Origin of the sequence: Rhodococcus sp. IEGM 1354 (assembly GCF_030056855.1) — a bacterium.
Lineage (GTDB): Bacteria > Actinomycetota > Actinomycetes > Mycobacteriales > Mycobacteriaceae > Rhodococcoides.
Genome location: NZ_JASHKT010000008.1, coordinates 99,199 through 113,627, shown reverse-complemented (window position 1 = coordinate 113,627; position 14,429 = coordinate 99,199). Strand labels below are relative to the sequence as shown.

At 63.2% G+C, this 14,429-nt stretch carries 12 protein-coding genes and 1 pseudogene; 8 read left to right on the top strand and 5 right to left on the bottom strand.

What is annotated here, in order from left to right; all coding sequences use genetic code 11:
- Positions 1 to 114: 114 nt before the first annotated feature.
- On the bottom strand, positions 115 to 849 hold the full coding sequence (locus tag QM588_RS18415; protein ID WP_032399112.1) for a FadR/GntR family transcriptional regulator: 735 nt from the start codon (positions 847 to 849) through the stop codon (positions 115 to 117).
- 305 nt (positions 850 to 1,154) lie between these two features.
- Here QM588_RS18415 and QM588_RS18410 point away from each other — a divergent pair, with 305 nt between their 5' ends.
- The 7 genes from QM588_RS18410 to QM588_RS18380 all read left to right on the top strand — a co-directional run bounded on the left by QM588_RS18410 (position 1,155) and on the right by QM588_RS18380 (position 9,929).
- On the top strand, positions 1,155 to 3,236 hold the full coding sequence (locus QM588_RS18410; RefSeq protein ID WP_032399111.1) for a hydantoinase/oxoprolinase family protein: 2,082 nt from the start codon (positions 1,155 to 1,157) through the stop codon (positions 3,234 to 3,236).
- Entirely contained in the window at positions 3,233 to 5,050 is a 1,818-nt protein-coding gene (locus QM588_RS18405) for a hydantoinase B/oxoprolinase family protein (protein ID WP_094623206.1), read from the top strand. Before QM588_RS18410 ends, QM588_RS18405 begins: the two co-directional genes overlap by 4 nt.
- Positions 4,996 to 6,255 (top strand): amidase, encoded by a 1,260-nt coding sequence (locus QM588_RS18400; RefSeq protein WP_283315445.1) that lies wholly within the window; start codon positions 4,996 to 4,998, stop codon positions 6,253 to 6,255. The genes QM588_RS18405 and QM588_RS18400 overlap by 55 nt, the downstream gene beginning before the upstream one ends.
- 174 nt (positions 6,256 to 6,429) lie before the next feature.
- On the top strand, positions 6,430 to 7,446 hold the full coding sequence (locus QM588_RS18395; protein ID WP_283315444.1) for an ABC transporter substrate-binding protein: 1,017 nt from the start codon (positions 6,430 to 6,432) through the stop codon (positions 7,444 to 7,446).
- A gap of 76 nt (positions 7,447 to 7,522) precedes the next feature.
- Positions 7,523 to 8,287, top strand: coding sequence for an ABC transporter ATP-binding protein (locus QM588_RS18390; protein WP_052061252.1), 765 nt, complete (start codon positions 7,523 to 7,525; stop codon positions 8,285 to 8,287).
- On the top strand, positions 8,284 to 9,108 hold the full coding sequence (locus QM588_RS18385) for an ABC transporter permease (protein WP_283315443.1): 825 nt from the start codon (positions 8,284 to 8,286) through the stop codon (positions 9,106 to 9,108). Before QM588_RS18390 ends, QM588_RS18385 begins: the two co-directional genes overlap by 4 nt.
- A complete protein-coding gene (locus QM588_RS18380) occupies positions 9,108 to 9,929 on the top strand; it encodes an ABC transporter permease (RefSeq protein WP_283315442.1) in 822 nt (273 codons plus the stop codon). The genes QM588_RS18385 and QM588_RS18380 overlap by 1 nt, the downstream gene beginning before the upstream one ends.
- A gap of 144 nt (positions 9,930 to 10,073) precedes the next feature.
- Here QM588_RS18380 and QM588_RS25835 read toward each other — a convergent pair.
- Positions 10,074 to 10,623 (bottom strand): annotated as a pseudogene (locus QM588_RS25835) (DUF4352 domain-containing protein).
- A gap of 548 nt (positions 10,624 to 11,171) precedes the next feature.
- A complete protein-coding gene (locus QM588_RS18365; protein ID WP_283315440.1) occupies positions 11,172 to 12,005 on the bottom strand; it encodes a LysR family transcriptional regulator in 834 nt (277 codons plus the stop codon).
- A gap of 90 nt (positions 12,006 to 12,095) precedes the next feature.
- On the opposite strand from QM588_RS18365, the gene QM588_RS18360 reads away from it, so the two are divergent.
- Positions 12,096 to 12,788, top strand: a complete 693-nt coding sequence (locus QM588_RS18360) for an SDR family NAD(P)-dependent oxidoreductase (protein WP_283315439.1) — start codon at positions 12,096 to 12,098, stop codon at positions 12,786 to 12,788.
- A 65-nt stretch (positions 12,789 to 12,853) separates the two neighbouring features.
- On the opposite strand, the gene QM588_RS18355 is transcribed toward QM588_RS18360, so the two are convergent.
- Together QM588_RS18355 and QM588_RS18350 are read right to left on the bottom strand one after the other, a co-directional pair.
- Positions 12,854 to 13,150 (bottom strand): hypothetical protein, encoded by a 297-nt coding sequence (locus QM588_RS18355; protein WP_283315438.1) that lies wholly within the window; start codon positions 13,148 to 13,150, stop codon positions 12,854 to 12,856.
- Between the two features lie 472 nt (positions 13,151 to 13,622).
- Positions 13,623 to 13,904: a hypothetical protein gene (locus tag QM588_RS18350; RefSeq protein WP_283315436.1), complete on the bottom strand. Its 282-nt coding sequence runs from the start codon at positions 13,902 to 13,904 to the stop codon at positions 13,623 to 13,625.
- Positions 13,905 to 14,429: the final 525 nt, after the last annotated feature.

Here is a 14,429-nt window from a genome sequence, read left to right as displayed (position 1 = left end):
GTTTGGCGAGTGCCTTACCTAGACCATAAACATCAGACGTTTACGCCGTCAAGGGTTCGAGAAAACCGGTAATCAGCAGACTTCACTTGAATCGACTCGATAAAGAGCAGATGTTTATGGGTTGCGGAGTCGATCCATCTGGCGGTACGAGTCGCCGAGGTGGTCGAGATGCTTACGCATCAGATCCATCGCAGCCATCGAGTCACCGGACTCCACCACGTCGAGCAGTCCCCGGTGGTCGCTGTCGACGCATTGCCAGAACCCATCGGGTGCATGATCGCGGCCGAATCGGCCGGACAGGACACGGAAGACGGGAGCCGTGATGAGCTCGAGCAAGGGGTTGTGGGCTGCGCGCAGCAAGACGAGGTGAAATTCCTGGTTCTTGGCGAAGGTCTCGGGCCCCTGCACGTCGTTGGGGTCGAAGATCGTCGCGTTGAGCTGCTCGAGATGCTCGTCGGTGCGGCGGAACGCAGCGATGCCTGCGGCCGGTACCTCCATCAGGTTGCGCACTTCCATTAGCTGGTCGACGGTGACGGTCTCGGCGGCGGCCATCAGGGCCACACCGGTTTCCAGATGCTCACTGATGTGTCCGACGCTGGGGACGGCGACGAAGCTTCCTCCGGTCACTCCCCTGGTCGTCTCGATCAGGTTCTGACTGGCCAGGGACCGGAGAGCTTCACGAATGGTGCTACGGCCGACGCCGAACTCGGCGGTGAGCTCGGCCTCGCCAGGCAGCCGCTCCCCCGGTTGCAGCTCACCGGACAGAATGCGGCTCCGAAGATGGCCGGCGAGAACCGCATACGCGGGGACGCTCTTGGCGGTCGCCTTGAGCGGAGCCGATTGGGCCACGTCTTCCCCCTGATGTCGCTCGACTGTTTTTACTGACCGGTCGGCTCGAGCTTATCGTGGCCGACGCTCCGCGATGCAGAGATCGCACCCTTCGATACATCCGCCTTTTAGCGAGAAAACACGCAAATCGACTCCGGCGAGGACCGATATTTGGACAAAGCCGACGCAATACATCAGAGGTATTGCTTTTCCTTGCGATCACCCGCACTATGACTGAAGTCACCTCAGCAGTGACCCCACGACTTCGTAGGACACGCGGAGCACGCCTTCCCGCTCCCCTCGGGCACCGACAGAACGGACGCAGCATGAAACGCATTGGAGTCGACGTCGGCGGCACGTTCACCGACCTCGTCCTGTGGGACGACGACGGCACGGTCGTCGTGCACAAGACCCCGTCCACCAATCACGACCCCTCGATCGGCACGATGGACGGAATCAAGGTCCTCGCCGAACGCGCCGGGATCGACCCGTCCGAGATCGACATGTTCTTCCACGGCACCACCGTGGCCACCAACATCGTGCTCGAGCACAACGGTTGCGACGTCGGCATGATCACCACCGAGGGTTTCCGCGACTTGCTGCACATCGCGCGCAAGAAGCGTCCTCTCAATTACTCGAACTACCAGGATCTTCCGTGGCAGAAGTGGCAGCTCGTGCCACGGCGCAACCGGCGGGTGGTCCCGGAACGCATCGATGCCGCAGGAAATATTCTGACCCCGCTCGACGAAGATGCTGTGCGCGAACAGGTTCGCCTGCTGCGCGAGCGAGGCGTGCAGGCCATCGCCGTCGCATTCCTGCACGCGTACCGCAATCCGACTCATGAGCAACGCGTCAGAGCCATCATCGAGGAGGAGTTCCCCGGCGTCTTCATCTCCCTCTCCAGCGAGGTCGCGCCGCAATACCGAGAGTACGAACGCTTCTCGACCGCAGCACTCAACGCCTTCATCGGACCGAAGACCTCGAAGTACATCGAGAATCTCGCCGGCAAGGCTAAGGCCGCGCAGGTCGGCGAAGACGTGCACCTCATGACCTCGGCCGGCGGACTCGTCACTTCTCGCAGCGCCAGCGAAATCCCGGTCTCACTCCTGACCAGCGGTGTGGTCGCCGGCCTGCTCGGTGGCTGCGCCATCGGCAAAGCGTCCGGTTACCCCAGCGTCATCACACTCGATGTCGGCGGAACCTCCGCGGATGTCGGCGTGGCCCCGGACGGCGCGCTGCGCATGAAGCATCTGCTCGACACCCGAATCGGTGACTATCACGCGATGGTGCCGATGGCCGAGGTCGACACCATCGGTGCCGGCGGCGGATCCATCGCCGTGGTCGACGACGGCGGCATGTTCCGCGTCGGACCACGCAGTGCGGGTGCCGTTCCCGGACCGGCCTGTTACGGACACGGCGGCACCGAACCGACCTCCACCGACGCCATGGTGATGATGGGATGGCTACGCGAGAAGAGCTTCCTGTCCGGAACCATGGAGGTCAAGCCCGAGCTGGCGCGCGAAGCGATTCAGACTCACATCGCCGACAAGCTCGACACCCCTCTCGACGACGCCGCGATGGGCATCTTCAAGATCCTCGCCCATTCCATGACCGAGGCGATCAGCCTGCACTCGGTGCGCAAAGGCTATGACCCGCGCGACTTCTCACTGATCGCCGAAGGTGGCGCTGGTCCGCTGTTCGCCTGGCAGATCGCCGACCAGCTCGGCATTCCCCGGGTGATCGTGCCCGGTCACCCCGGCATCACTTCCGCCGTCGGCCTGCTCACCACCGACATCCGCTACGAGGAGCCGACGACGGTGTGGACGTCTTCTGCGGACCCGAACATCGAACTGCTGCAGGAGCAGGTCGAGCGTCTGTCTGCCCTCGCCGTCGCGCAGCTCGAGAAGGACGGTGTTGCGGCCGAGAACATTTCGCTCGAACGCAGCGTCGACTGCCGTTACGTCGGCCAGGGCTACGAATTGCGCGTCGCTGCGCCGGACGGCGAGATCGACGACGTGTGGGTCAAGACCGTCGCGGAGGCGTTCCACGAAGTGCACGGCCGCACCTACTCACAGCGGTTCGACGACAAGCCCGTGCAGCTGATCAACGTCCGTGTCACCGGTGTGGGTGCGGTCCCGCACGTGCAGATCGCCGACATCGCCGTGGGTACCGCCGACTCCTCGGCCGCGATCAAGACGACCACCCAGGCGCTGTTCTGGCAGGACGAGACGTCCGCGCCGCAGTGGGTGGACACCCCGGTCTACGAGCGGTCGTTGTTGTTGGCGAACAACGAGATCGACGGTCCTGCGATCGTCGAGCAGTTCGATTCCACCACGATCATCGGCATGAATCAGCACGCCACCGTCGACGCCGTCGGCCACATCATCATCGAGAGGAACCCCGCATGAGCAAGGCGCTGATGCCCACCACCGGAGTGTCACTGGCGGGCGAATCCACTCGAACCTGGAACGACGTCGAGGTCGATCCCATCACGCTGCGCGTCATCGGCGGAGCCCTGCAGTCGATGGCCAAGGAGATGGCCCAGGTGCTCTACCGCATGGCGTACTCCTCGCTCATCCGCGAGTCCGAGGACCTCGGCGCGGGCATCTTCGACATCAACGGACGCGAACTGTGCGAATCGGATTCGACTCCGATGCACTGTGGTTCGATTCCCGCCTACATCAAAGGGGTCAACCGTCGCCTCGCCGGAACGTACAAGCCCGGAGATGTGGTGCTGCACAACCATCCGTACCACGGTGCGGCTCACTCCCCCGATTACGGCGTGATCATTCCGATCTTCTGGCAGGGCGAGCACATCGGCTTCGCCGGGTGTACCGGTCACGTGTCCGACGTCGGCGGCAACTTCCCCGGCCTCTGCATGGATGTCGTCGACGTGTGGGCCGAGGGCAAGTTGATGGACTCGATGAAGATCTACGAGGCCGGGGTCCGCAACGACTATCTGATTCAGCACATCCTCGACAACGTCCGCACACCGGAGCAGAACCGCGGCGACCTCGAAGCGTTGATCGCGTGCTCGCGGATCGGGGAGAAACGATTCACCGAGCTCCTCGAGAAGTACGGCCTCGACACCGTGATGAGCGCGGGCGAGCGCTGGATGGACTACTCCGAATCCATGCTGCGTAAAAAAATTCGCGAGATTCCCGACGGCAGCTACACCGCGCCCATCGGCTACCTCGACGACGACGGTAAGAACCGCGACGAACCGCTCAAGGTGGCCGTGCGGGTGCAGGTCGAAGGCGAGGACATTCTCATCGACCTCACCGGCTCGAACAGCCAGGTGCCCACCGCGTTCAACGTCCCGTTCGAGGGTTCGGTTCTACCGGTGGCCGTCTCGGCCATTCGCACGATTCTGCTCGACGAGGACCTGACCGAGGAATTCGTTCCCCAGAACGACGGGTGCTTCAGGCCCGTCAAGGCCTATGCCCCCGAGGGCACGATCTTCAACCCGGACTTCCCCGCGTCGTGCTTCGCGCGATTCTCGCAGGTGAACCGGGTGTTCGACTCGATCAATCTCGCTCTGGCCCCGGTACTTCCGGATCACGCCATCGCGGGATCGTCCGCCGCTCTGTGCGCCATCGCCTATTCCGGCATCGCGCCGGACGGCGAATCCTATTGGGTCTACATCGAAATCAACGAGGGCTCCTACGGTGGCCGCAACGGCAAGGACGGGATGGACGCCGTCGACGCCCTGATGGCCAACACGCGTAACAACCCCATCGAGGAGCTCGAGCTCAACCACGCCATGCGCGCGTTGCGTTACGAGCTGCGCGACGAGGCTCCCGCACCAGGCAAGTGGCGCGGCGGTATCGGCAGTGTGCGCAAGTGGTTGATGGAGACCGATACGTTCCTCGGTTCCGAGGCCGACAACCGGTCGGATCCGCCGGCCGGAGCGCTCGGTGGCCACAACGGCGTGTCCGGCTCGTTCACCAGGAACGCCGGGACCGATCGTGAAGAAGTGTTGTACTCCAAGGTCACTCAGGAGACGATTCGTTCCGGTGAGACGCTGGAGATCAAACTGCCCTCGGGCGGTGGCTTCGGTAACCCGTTCGAGCGTGACCCCTTCCAGGTGCTCAGCGACGTCTGGGACGAGTACCTCACCGAGGACGATGCTCGACGCGACTACGGTGTGGTCGTGAACACCGATTCGTGGACGATCGACGAGGACGCGACGGCCGAGCTGCGCGCCCGGAGCGCGGCCTGATCGAGGACGGGACCTTCGGCGGTGTCGTCCGGTGGATCGACGACCGGAACGACACCCCGGGGCCCCTGTCCGGCCTGCGCATCGGCGTCAAGGACAACATCGACGTGGCCGGCGTCGAGACCACCTGCGCGTCGGAGTTTTTCGAGGACAACGTCGCTGCCGCGGACGCCGAGGTCGTCACCCGTCTGCGACGCGCAGGCGGGTCGGTGGTCGCGAAACTGAACATGGCCGAGTTCGCCGTCGGCGTCACCTCGCAGAACTCGGCTGCGGGACCGTCGTACAACCCGTGGAATCGCACTCGGGTGCCCGGCGGATCGAGTGGTGGTTCGGGGATCGCCGTCGCTGCCGGGTTGGTCGACGCGTCCCTGGGCACCGACACCGGCGGGTCGGTTCGCCTCCCCGCCGCCGCGTGCGGAATCACCGGTCTACGCCCGAGCTGGGGATCGATCAGCAACGACGGTGTGTTCCCGGTGAGCGAGCAGTTCGACACCGTAGGCCCGATGGCGCGGTCGGTTACCGAGGTGAAAGCCCTGTTCGACGTCCTGTCCCCCAGCGCATCCGAGCCCTTGGAGGTCACACGCATCGGTGTCCCCACCGTGTTCCTCACCGCAGACGTGGACCCGGGCGTCGCGCAGACCGTTGCGGCCGCGGTGCGCACGTTCGCCGAACTGGGGTACGAGATCGTCCCCATCGAGCTGGGGCATGCCACCAATGCCCAGGACATCGTCTACACGATCGTGTACAGCGACCTCGCTCGCTGCCATCGACATCGGCTCGACACCGAGCCTTCCCGCTTCCAACCCGCCACCCGTGAGCGAATAGCGTTGGGCCTGAGCATCTCCGAGTCCGACCGTGCCCGTGCACTCGCCGGCCGTGATCGGTTCCGCGAGGCCATGACCACCACGTTCGAGATGGTCGACGTGGTGTTGACCCCGGCCATGCCCGTCGACGTTCCACCGAGGGACGGGGGTGACGACGTTGTCGCTCTCTCACGCCGGATGGGTCAGTTCACGTATCCGTGGTCTCTGCACGACGGTCCGACGCTGGCTCTGCCGGTCGGATTCCACCCGTCCTCGGGAATGCCGGTGGGAGCGCAACTGACCGCTGCGGCGCACCGCGAGGGTGCGTTGTTCGGCGTCGGCGAGCGCTATCAATCGGTGACCGACTGGCATTCGGCAATACCACCGCATACATCAGATCTTTAGCAGGAGTTGCTCGGCCATTTTCGGGGCGTTGTCCGAATTTACCTCACCTTGACGCCCTAAACATCTTATGTTTAGGTGGGAAATAGCTGTTACGTACGTCTCACTACGGAAGAACATGCGACAGCCGACACTCCCCTTCGGCACCGTCACGCCGATCATCCAGCGAGGACGCAGATGCAACTACGCCGAGCCACGTCCATCATGGCAGCACTGACGCTGTCCACCGCATTGGTGGCCTGTGGATCCGATCCCGGTCCCGACGCGGACCCCGACAACCCGGTCACGATCGATGTCACCGTCTCGGCAGCGGCCGAAATCTACAGCATCCCTTGGCTTGTCGCGCAGAAGCAGGGACTGTTCGAGAAGCACGGTGTGATCGTGGAGAACATCGTGCCGGGCAAGGGCGGTAGCGCGACCATGCGCACACTGCTCGACGGCAACATCCCCATCGGTGAAGTCAGCTACCCGTCGATCGTGCAGGCGGACGCGGCCGGCTCCGAACTCCGCATCGTCGGCGGTGGCACGCAGGGGCCATATCCGATGAATTTCTACGCGCTCGCCTCGAATCCCAACATCAACTCCATCGAGGACGTCCGCCGTTGGGCCTACACCCGACCCAACTCGGCCTCCGACGCCCTCACCCGCCTCATTCCCTCACTCGCGGGCGTAGACGCCGGCCAGATCGAGCGGGTCGCCTCCGGCGGAATCGGCGAGGGGTTTGCACTGCTCGAAGCCGGCAACGTAGATATCGCCCTCGTCCCCTCCATCGTCGCCGAGCAGCGACCGGAGGACTTCAAGCTGATCGTCAGTAGCCCTGACTACATGTCGCGGTTCCTGCAGTCGACGATCACCACAACGAAGGATTACGCCGCAAGCAATCCCGGCGTCGTACGAGCCATAAACGCCGGCTACACCGAGGCGGTCGCGTCGATCGAGGCCGATCCTGTTGCCGCCGCGGAGATCTACGCGGCGTACACGGGATTCGACGTCGAGTCGGCCACCGCAGTGGTCGAACGTGCGTCCTCGGTCGGCACGTGGGGCGGCGGCTTCGACACAGCGTCTGTCCTGTCCGCGCAGGACGGAGTGGAGGCATCGGGCAGTGACCGCGAACCCGACTTCTGCACTCTGTTCGACCCGGAATTCCTCGCTGAGGGAGTCAAAGATGACTTGCCCGGCGACTGCGACTCCTGACAGCAATTTCCCACCACCAGAAGGTAGCGACGTGACTCACGCAGCGACTCGACCCCGCCCCGACACCACCTCCGCCATCGCCGTCGCATCGTCGGTGTCGCGGCGCTTCGGTGATGTGACTGCCCTCCACGAGATCGACTTGTCCATCGGCCGAGGCGAATTCGTCTCCGTCGTCGGGCCCAGCGGCTGCGGCAAGTCCACTCTGCTCGAGGTGTTTGCCGGACTACAGGATCACGACGGCGGTACCGTCCACGTCGACGGCCAGACACTGACCGGCCCTCGGTCCAAGACCGCAGTCATCTTCCAGGAATCGGCGACGCTGCCGTGGCGGACCGTCCGCGACAACGTCGCGTTCGCTCTCGAAGTCCGCGGCGTCGGTAAGAAGGAACGTCGGTCCCGCGCCGACGAGTTGCTGAACACCGTGGGGCTGAGCAAGTTCGGCGACCACTACCCCACCCAGTTGTCCGGCGGTATGCGCCAGCGTGTGGCCATCGCGCGCTGCCTGTCCATGGAGCCCGACCTGATTCTCGCGGACGAGCCGTTCGGCGCACTCGACGAGCAGACCCGACTGGTCATGTCCTACGAGCTGCTCAAGATCGTCGAAAAGCTCACGTGCGGCGTCTTGTTCATCACCCACAGCATCCAGGAAGCAGTACTGCTGTCCGATCGCGTGCTGGTGATGAGTGCGCGGCCCGGTCGATTCATCGACGAGGTGGACATCGACCTCCCGCGTCCACGGTCCGAAGACGTGCTGGCCAGTCCCGACGCTGTAGCTCTGCACGAACGTATCTGGTCGCGGCTGCGGGACGAGGCCAAGAAGACGATGAGCATCGAACCATGAGTGCGCCCACGCGCGTGAACACGCGCGCCTCCGTGGTCCCCGGATACATCCGCCCTGCCCCCTCCACCCAACTCGGTCTCCCTGCATGGGGATGGACCGTGCTGATCCTCGCCGCGGCACTGGTGGCCATCGACATCTCAGCACGGTTCTTTGCCTCACCACTGGACATCGTTCCGGTGACCGACATGATTTCGACGTCACTGAGCCTGCTGACCGATCCGGACTTCCTGATCGACGAGTTGGGCCGGACGCTGGGGATCATCGTCCTTGCCTTCGTGCTGAGCTCCGTACTCGGTGTCGCCGCCGCCTACGTCCTGTGGCGGTACGAGCTGTGGGACAGAGCGTTTCAACCGTACCTCAACGTCTACTACGCGGTCCCGACGTTCGCGCTGTACCCGATCATGGTGGTGTTGTTCGGTGCGGGTGTGGCTCCGATCGCCATTCTGTCCACCATCTTCGCGTTCGGTGTGGTGGCGTTGAATGCAAGAACCGGCTTCAATGCGGTCTCTCCGATCGTCACCAAGCTCGGAACCACACTGATGCTCACGCGGTGGCAGTACTTCCGATCGGTGCTGCTTCCGAATGCATTGCCGAGCATCGTGACCGGACTCAAGCTGGGACTCTCGTACGCCGTCATCTCGGTGTTGGCCAGTGAGTTCATCCTGTCGACTCAAGGCCTGGGCCACTTCATCTCCATTGCCTACGACGGGTTCGACATCGCCGACATGTACGCCGGGATCCTCATCGTGGCGCTGATCGCTCTGCTCTCGACCTCGCTGATCTCGCTCGCGCTCAACCGATTCGATTGGAGGCGCCGCTGATGAGCAGCACCTTGGACAGAGTAGCCACCGCCCCGACTACTCCCCCGAAAGCCGTCTCGTCCGCAGGCCGCACCAACGCCCGACGGTTCCTCCCTCCTCTGGTCGTGGCCGTCGTCGCGGTACTGATCTGGTGGGTCTCGGCGGTTCTCGTCGACAGTCTCATCTTCCCGACGCCCGCCGAGGCCATGGCCTCACTCGTCGAAGACCTGGGCAAGGCAGACTTCCGCGCCAATGTCGGCGACTCGCTACGTATTCTTGTGCTCGCGTTTCTGGCCAGTACGGTCGTGGGTTCCCTGCTGGGTCTGACGCTGGGCCTGAGCCCGTTCTGGACCCGAACCGTCGCCCCGATCGTCTACTCGATCAACAGCATTCCGAAGATCGTGCTGTACCCGATCTTCCTGTCATTCCTCGGCATCGGCGCACTGAGCCGGTTCGGATTCTCTTTCTACGCAGCCTTCATCCCGATGTTCCTCGTCGCCGTCGAGGCCACGGCATCGGTCCAGAGAATCCACCTCAAGATGGCGGCATCACTGCAGGTGAGTTGGCCCCGGCTGATCCGTCAGATCGTGATTCCGGCAGTTCTGCCCGCGCTGGCGACAGGTATGCGCATGACTTTCGGTTTGGCGTTCCTGGGACTGCTTCTCGCCGAGATGTTCTCGTCGTCCAGCGGCATCGGATACGAACTTCTGCGCAACGTCAGCCTGGTGCGGATGGAGAACATCATGGGCACGGTTGTGTTGATCCTCGTCATGGCACTGCCACCAACGATTGCCCTGCAGTGGTTGGAAACTCGCATCACGTCGAAATACGGTGGTCGGTGACGACGACAGCTCAGATTCTTGGCTCCTATTGCTGAACTGAGACGAGACGCCGGCAGTCGTGCGTTGATTACCCAAAATCTCGCTAGCTGACTACGGCGAATGGCCGGGCACCGTCTCGGTGCCCGGCCAACGAAAACCTCTAACCTATCGCAGGGAGATCTCAGCCCCACCGGAGAAGACGGAATCGTGTACTTCGAGGGTCGCGGGGACCGCATCCGCTGGGATGTCGAACACGATCGTTATGTTCTGCGACAGACCGGGGTTGATATCTCCCCCCGATTGCAGTTTCTGCCTCCAGATTGATCGCTGCCATCGCGTCGTTCTCGAACTCGCGACCTTGGACATCGATCAGCTTCTGGTTCGAGCCGAAGTAGCTTTGCGCCTTATCGGAAACATTGGTCACCGTGACACTGACCAGCACGAACTGCCCGAGTGCGTCTTTCTGAAGGTACGGGTTGTCACCCAGGGTCGTAACACCTGTCTCGACACCAGTCACGACGAAACCGAACTTACCATCGCGGACTTCCTGGCCGATACCCGGTGCCGCTTGCTCAGGTTCGGTTGCGGGGGAAACCGATTCGACAGGAGCAACGACCGCAGCAGAAGGAGCATTTCCGGCTGCGACAGGTGCAGCCGTGGACGAGGTTGTGGATTGTGCAGTTGTGGACTTCTCATCATCACCCCCACCCAACATTCCGCCCACAACAAGAACCAGCACGACGCCACCCACAACCCACGGCCACTTCCGCTTCTTTTTCGCGGGCGGCTGCGGCTGTCCATACGGCTGCTGAGCGTAGGGCTGCTGCGCGTAGGGCTGTCCCTGCGCAGGTTGTTGGGCACCGTAAGAGCCTTGTGGCTGCCCGTAGGGGGCATGCCCTGAAGACTGCGGCTGATTCGGATCGTGCGGAAATGTCATGAAGTCCTGGTCTCTGGTCGAAGTGGTGCTGAGTAGGTATAGGACCGGCGGGTCGGAATGTTTCAGTGCATCGTAAAAATTCATTCGACCGAATGAACTAAGAGCCTTTTCGCTTCCCCATAGGCAATCTCTGCTATTCCCCTCGCGCGCGTCTGCGGTCTTCGGAAGTGAAGGCCGATGCCGAATACGCATCGACACCGGCCGATCGCTTCCGACGCTGCTAGTCCGCAACCGAATCGAAGGCCGCCGTCACCCCGCCGACGTCGAGACGTACGTAATCGACTTGCCGCGATGAAAGCCCTGCCATCGCCCAAGTTTGCGGTCCGTCAGTCGAACACAATCCCGACGGCCGACCGGACCAATGCCGATACCGCTGGCGATCGGACTCCGGCCGGCCACGCGATGACCGTCGTGATCATCGGCGCATCGGACACAGGTACGGCCATATGCTCGGGCCACTGCCACGCGCGACTCGACGCTGGGATCACCAGCAGCGCCTGACCCAGCGCGACCAGCTGGGCGATCTGCGATTGAGCGCGCACCTCAGGCCCGGGCCCCTTCGGATAGGTCCCGTCGAGCTGGGGCCACCGAGCCATCGGCAGATCCGCGACGTCACGGATATCGTCCATGGTCAGTTCGTCTTTCGAGGCAAAGGTGTGATCACGCGGAACGATCGCGACCTGCCCCTCGGTGAGGAGGTCCTCGGAGTCGAACCCGACGAGGTCATCGACGGGGCGATGCATCAACGCCACGTCGGCATCACCGCGGCGAAGATATCCGGCCTGCTCGCCGACTTCGCACAACAAGACATCCACGTCAGCGGGGTACGCATCGAGAACGCGGCGTAGGAGCTCGTGGGACGCACCGGCTTTGGTTACCAGTTTGACTCTGGCACCAGCGGCTCGTGCTCGCTGCGCTGCCGCTGCGACCGCGTCGAGCGCCGTCGCAGCGTCCCGCAGGAGCACGGCACCGGCAGCAGTGAGTGCGACTCCGCGGCGATTCCGATCCAGGAGCGCGACGCCGAGTCGGCGCTCCATCCTGCTGATCGCTCGCGAGAGTGGTGGCTGGGCGATCCCTAGGCGTTGCGCTGCGCGTCCGAAGTGCAGCTCCTCGGCAACGGCGATGAAGTACCGGAGTTCGCGTGTTTCGAGGTCGTCCACTCCGACAGCGTAGTTGTGATACCCGTTGAGTATCACTGGTTGGTCGATCGGTATTGGACGCACCTGCTCTCGACGCCGACCATGGACTGCATGACAACGAAGACCGCGCTGATCACCGGCGCCAACAAAGGGATCGGCTTTGCCATCGCGCACGGACTCGGAATGCAGGGGATCAGAGTGGGAGTCGGGGCCCGCAACGATGCACGACGACAGGACGCGGTCGACAAGCTTCGTGCTGCGGGCGTCGACGCGTTCGGAGTCCCCCTCGATGTCACGTCGGACGCCAGCGTTGCCGCCGCCGCCGACTCGATCGACGACCTGGACATATTGGTGAATAACGCCGGAATCTCCGGCGGCGATCAACAGAATACGACGACGCTGGATATCGACGTACTGCGGACTGCGCTGGACACCAACGTTTTCGGGGTCATCCGAGTGACAAACGCGCTACTTCCGACGCTTCTACGGTCTGCCTCGCCGCGCATTGTCAATGTCTCGAGCAACATGGGCTCGCTCGCGCTACAGACCGGTCCGATAATGGCCGCCTACGCTCCATCCAAGACCATGGTGAACGCGATGACCGTGCAATACGCACGGCAGCTCGCGGACACTGCGGTGATCGTGAATGCATGCTGCCCGGGCTATGTGGCAACGGATTTCACCGGATTCGCCTCCACACGCACGCCCGAGGAGGGTGCGCGAATCGCACTGAAGCTCGCCACCCTGCCCAACGACGGCCCGCGGGGCGGATTCTTCGACGACGCCGGATCGGTGGCCTGGTGAGACTCTCGGCGCCGAGCTGACCACCGCCGACGGTGTCGAGGGGGAATGCAGGAGACCGCCCCCTCCTACTCCCCTCGTGCTCGTTTGCGATCCTCCGGGGTGAAGGCCGACGGCGAGCGCGCCTGGACACCGGCCGATCGCTTCCGATGCTGGTAGTCCGCCACCGAGTCGGTGGCTGCCGTCACACCCACCGACGTCGAGACGTACGTCATCGACTTGTCCCGCTGAAAGCCCAGATCGGCACCGACCTCGACGGCATCGATGTTCGATCCCAAGAACACGAGGTCCCAGCTGTCCTCGGCCTCCTGCCGCTGAGTCAGTTCCAGCACGACAGCGACCGAGGCGAGCATCCTGATGTGCATCACTACGTGCTACAGATACCGCGGGGTGTATTGAGACTCAGTGGTGTCGACGCCGTTGATCGTTGCCCTGGTGTGATGGGTCGTCTCTCGACGAGGTCGGCGGGTTCTCCGGTCTGACGTCGGTCGCACCGACGACAACCATGACGGCAACGCTCGCCGTCACGACGGTCGTCGGTACCCTCGTCTCGGCGGGGGACACAGGCACCCAACTGGACTCGGTTCGCGCGATCCGGTTCGCAAGCAGCGTGAGCGTGCATCATCGGGCGACTCGTCGGTTGGGGCTTATCCAACGGTTCGGCAACCTTCGACGAGCAACGCCGACACCGCACATGCCTTCGGTGTCGGCGGCGCGGAATGTTCCGGCATCCCTGCTAGGCGCCGTTCATCATCGACGGCTGCGCAATCGGGAGGCAGCTTGCGCTCGTCAGCGTACACAACCATCTGGTCGACTACCTGAGCCTGCTCGGCACCTTCATTCCCCCATTGGGGTGTTTTCATTGGAAACTTCCTGAGCTGCTGGCGTCAGGGCATTCCTGAGGAACATACTCCCCCGCTCGCGCACTGGCGACATCTCGCGGTCTACACCCTCGTGGCATTCCTCGCGTGGTTGTCCGGCGAACTTGAGATCGGAATCCCGCCCTTGATCGGTCTCGTGGTTGCCATCTAGCTTTTGCTGGTTGGCCATCGCTGCCGGCGATTTCTCCACCAGACAGACGAGGTCCCGCCCTGGCGGATTGCACTGGACAGCGATCACACCGCCGACTTACCTGTTCGGCTGCCTTTTCATTCCTACGACAGCCCAAACTGAGCGGCGTAAGGACCGCGTCGGGCAGGTCGAGGTTCTTGTCCGCGGCCCGCGCTAAGCACCCTCACAACGACCGCGACGAACGACCCACCGACGGCGAGCAGCACAAGCGAGACCAGAGCTGCGTTGCATGGCTGGTTTCCACCCACTTATCGCAGCACTGGCATACGGTTAGCTCTGTGCTCAAGCAAACCGCCGTACGACGGCACGCCATTTTCAGGCCTTCGCACAGACACACGGCGTTGCGCAAGCCGGTAGAAGAATGAGCAGACCCGAGCCGCGCACATCCGCATACCTTCTACGGCCTGGACGGAATGTCGAGGAGTACGAGATATTTATATCTTCCGGTGACGACCTTCGTGCACAGCGGGAACGTCTCGAAGTCATCATCAACAACGTCAACACCCAGGCTAGAGATGCAGGGGCGCGGTATCGATTCTCCGTACGGAGATGGGAGCACGCCCCATCTCGCCG

Excerpts from the sequence above, each read along its gene's own strand:
- QM588_RS18410 (WP_032399111.1), top strand. The coding sequence starts at position 1,155 with ATGAAACGCATTGGAGTCGACGTCGGCGGCACGTTCACCGACCTCGTC.
- QM588_RS18405 (WP_094623206.1), top strand. The coding sequence starts at position 3,233 with ATGAGCAAGGCGCTGATGCCCACCACCGGAGTGTCACTGGCGGGCGAA.
- QM588_RS18395 (WP_283315444.1), top strand. The coding sequence starts at position 6,430 with ATGCAACTACGCCGAGCCACGTCCATCATGGCAGCACTGACGCTGTCC.
- QM588_RS18385 (WP_283315443.1), top strand. The coding sequence starts at position 8,284 with ATGAGTGCGCCCACGCGCGTGAACACGCGCGCCTCCGTGGTCCCCGGA.
- QM588_RS18380 (WP_283315442.1), top strand. The coding sequence starts at position 9,108 with ATGAGCAGCACCTTGGACAGAGTAGCCACCGCCCCGACTACTCCCCCG.
- QM588_RS18360 (WP_283315439.1), top strand. The coding sequence starts at position 12,096 with ATGACAACGAAGACCGCGCTGATCACCGGCGCCAACAAAGGGATCGGC.
- QM588_RS18355 (WP_283315438.1), bottom strand. The coding sequence starts at position 13,150 with ATGCACATCAGGATGCTCGCCTCGGTCGCTGTCGTGCTGGAACTGACT.